Source organism: Streptomyces sp. NPDC006265, from assembly GCF_040613555.1.
GTDB lineage: Bacteria > Actinomycetota > Actinomycetes > Streptomycetales > Streptomycetaceae > Streptomyces.
This window is the reverse complement of record NZ_JBEXSH010001013.1, coordinates 1-2,987: the sequence shown is the minus strand read 5'-3', so window position 1 is coordinate 2,987 and position 2,987 is coordinate 1. Positions and strand designations below refer to the sequence as shown.

Here is a 2,987-nt window from a genome sequence, read left to right as displayed (position 1 = left end):
CACAACCGACGGCCCGGCCGATGTAGCCGAGCCTATCGGAGCGCCCAAACGTGCAGATCTCGTGGCGTTTTTTCTCCGCGGGGTTGTTCCCCGCCCACCCCCCCGCCCGGCCACGCCGACCGCACCCCCGGCTGTCGGTGGCGGCTGGAAGGCTGGTCGGATGAACGCCGATGACGAGCAGCTGCTGCGCGGCCGGGTGTACGGCCACGACCACGACGCCCCCAACCCCGGCCCGCTGCCCCACCAGACGTACGCCGCGCTCATAGGCGGGCCGCTGGACGGACTGCTGCTGGACATCACGGGATGGCGGCCGGAGGAAGTCGACGACGGCGCCGCCCTGTCCACCGAGCTGACGCGGTGGCCCGGTGGCCGCGCCCTCTACGACCCGAACCCCGGCGAGCCCCGCACGCCCGGCCCGGGTGTGATGTGCCGCTTCTACTACTCCGGCGACACGCCCTGACTCCTGACCGTCGCCCCGACCACGAACCCGACCATGGGCCCGAGCACCCCGACCACAGGCCCGACCACGACTGGTCAGCGCGGTGCCGAGTAGGGTCCGGGATCATGGCGACCCTCGAGGCGGTCCTGGCTACGCTGACCGAACTACGCACTGATCTGGAAGCACACGACTGGCAGCCGGATGAGTACGAACGCGTCCTTGCGACCGCGATGCAGGCAGAAGGCGGGGCGAGCGCGCACGCCGTACGCGTCGGGCTGCGCGCGGCCGGCCCGAAGGTCTCCCACGGGCGGCTCGCACCGGTCGCAACGCGATGCGCGGCGATCCTGGACTCTCCGACCCGTGCCGCGTCGCAGGACGGACGCGAACTGCGGCTTGCCTTGGACGACGTCCTGGACCTGGTCGTGCGCGCGACCCGCGACCAGCACCAGGCCGTGGGCACCGGTCGCAGGGTGCCCGGCAGCCGCTTCACCCCACAAGGACCCGGGTTGCGCTAGGTGTTGCGGTAGATGTTGCGCGAAGTGTTGCGCTGAGTGTTGCGGTAGATGTTGCGCAGGCGTTCACAACGTCCTGGATCCGACCAGGTCACCACAGGCGTACGGCGTGGTCGGGCCGCTGACATCCCCGTTGCGACCCCCATCGCCCATGCCCTGGCTGGAGTTGAGGAGTGGGTGGGCGGGATGGGCGGCGCGGACGCAGCCGGGGATCGGGGCGCACTCGCCGGGTTGCGCGCCGGGCGGGGCCGTCGCGCCAGGACCGCCAAGGGGGCGGCCGGGAAGACTCCCCTGATCCTGTGCCTTTCAGACGGCGAGGACGTCCCGCAGCTCCCGTACCGCGCGTTCGTGGTGGTGCTGGGCGGGGATCGCTTCGTACAGGTCCAGGGCGCGGCGGCGGACCAGGCCGGTGCGGTATCCGTCCGGCAGTCCGGTCAGGGCGGCGGCCGTACGGCGGCACGCTTCCTCGCTCTCACCGTCATGGTGGGAGCAGGCGGCGCCGTCGATGTTCAGCAGGGTGCGCGTCATCGTGCTGGTCGGCGCGGACAGCTCCAACGCCCGCGCCTGGCTCTCCCGGGCGCGGCCGGTGTCCCCGAGCGTGGTGAAGGCGTGACTGAGGTGGACGTGATGCTTCTGCTCGCCGTACGTCAGCCACGTATCCGACCTCTCGCATTCGGGGAGCCGGGCCATGAGGGCATCGGCGGCCGCGAGCGCGGCGCGGGCCTGCTCGGGCTGATGGTTGAGGGCGTAGGCGCGGGCGGCGACGGCGGCCGCCAACGTCGCCGCGGCGGTCGGCCGGGTGCCGGCGGCGTGCCGGGCCTGGTCGGCGAGTCCGGCTGCTGCCTTCGGAGCGCCGTAGTTGAGCGGCACCATCGCCTCGCGCGCCCGGACCCAGGCGTACAGCTGGCCGTCGCCGGATTCGGCGGCAGCGCGGGCGGCCGTGGCGAACCAGGCGCGGGATTCCCGGCGGCTGCCCAGGTCGTGTAAGACGATCGCGGTCATCCCGGCCATCTGTCCGGCCGTGCGGCACAGCCGAGCCCGTACCGGTGCGGGCTGCGGGACGGTGAGCAGCGGGCGCAGGGTCGTGAAGTCGGTGACCATGTCGGCCAGGACGCGGGTGGGTTGCTGGCCGTGATAGCCGTACCCGTAGCTCTCGGCAGCGGCCTCCAGGTCGGCCAGGTCCTGGGGCACGTCGGGGGAGAGGGTCTGGTCGACGTCGGTCCGGGCGGCAGTGAGCGCGGCGAGCGCCGGAGCGGTGAGGCCGGCGGCGAGCGCGCCACGCAGCAGATTGCGGCGCTTCATCGGATCATCTCCATGGTGGGACTCCGTGCTGAGAACGGCGGTGTCCTCCCAGGGTTGCGCAGCAAGGCCCAGGAGGGCACCGGGAATGCGCAGACCGTCGGCGATTCTCTCGACAGTTGCCAGCGCGGTGACCGAGGCCGCGCCCCGGGCGATCTGGCTGACACGCTCGGCTTTGAGCGCACACGCTTCGGCGATCCGGTTGAAGGAGATCCCCACGTCGTGGGCCGTCGCAAAGACCACGGTGAAGTCCCGCTCGTACAGGGCCCGGACGAACGCTGGGTCGGCCAGCAGATGGCGCGGCACTTGGGCGGGTGACGGCGGTAAGTCGTCCACAAGTCCCCCAGAACTCTCGTGGAATGACGAAGCGTCAGCCCCACGACCATACCCACCGTGGGGCCCCCATGACGGGGTTATCGCGAGCGGGTCGGGTGGCTGTACTGGCGGTGTTCGCGGCCGTGCCGACAGGGCCCGGCCACCAGCCCCGCAGGAGGATTCCATGCAGAGTCCCGCCACGCCCCCGCCCGCCACGTCCGGGCCGTCAACGGGCGGCCTGGTCCGTTCCCGTCGGTCGATCGTCGCCGCCCGGGGCCGCAACGCCATCCCCTCGGACGGCGGCGGCACCGGCAAGAGCGACGGCAACGACTGACGGACCGGGAGCCCTGACGCGATGACGCAGATGTCCATCGCGGCGTGCCTGGGGAGGCGTTGTCGACGACGATCACCTGCGGCTGTTC

4 protein-coding genes are annotated in these 2,987 nt (G+C 72.0%); 3 read left to right on the top strand and 1 reads right to left on the bottom strand.

Features of this window, described 5'->3' with window-relative positions:
• Window positions 1-160 precede the first annotated feature (160 nt).
• Entirely contained in the window at window positions 161-460 is a 300-nt protein-coding gene (locus ABZ281_RS44405) for a hypothetical protein (protein ID WP_356663963.1), read from the top strand.
• Window positions 461-564: 104 nt separating this feature from the next.
• A complete protein-coding gene (locus tag ABZ281_RS44400) occupies window positions 565-954 on the top strand; it encodes a hypothetical protein (RefSeq protein WP_086796490.1) in 390 nt (129 codons plus the stop codon).
• A gap of 303 nt (window positions 955-1,257) precedes the next feature.
• Here ABZ281_RS44400 and ABZ281_RS44395 read toward each other — a convergent pair whose 3' ends face one another.
• Window positions 1,258-2,556 carry a hypothetical protein gene (locus tag ABZ281_RS44395; RefSeq protein WP_356663960.1) on the bottom strand — a complete coding sequence of 433 codons (1,299 nt, stop codon included), beginning with the start codon at window positions 2,554-2,556 and terminating at the stop codon, window positions 1,258-1,260.
• A 193-nt stretch (window positions 2,557-2,749) separates the two neighbouring features.
• Between ABZ281_RS44395 and ABZ281_RS44390 the strand changes: the two genes are divergently transcribed.
• Window positions 2,750-2,899: a hypothetical protein gene (locus tag ABZ281_RS44390; RefSeq protein ID WP_167362005.1), complete on the top strand. Its 150-nt coding sequence runs from the start codon at window positions 2,750-2,752 to the stop codon at window positions 2,897-2,899.
• Window positions 2,900-2,987: the final 88 nt, after the last annotated feature.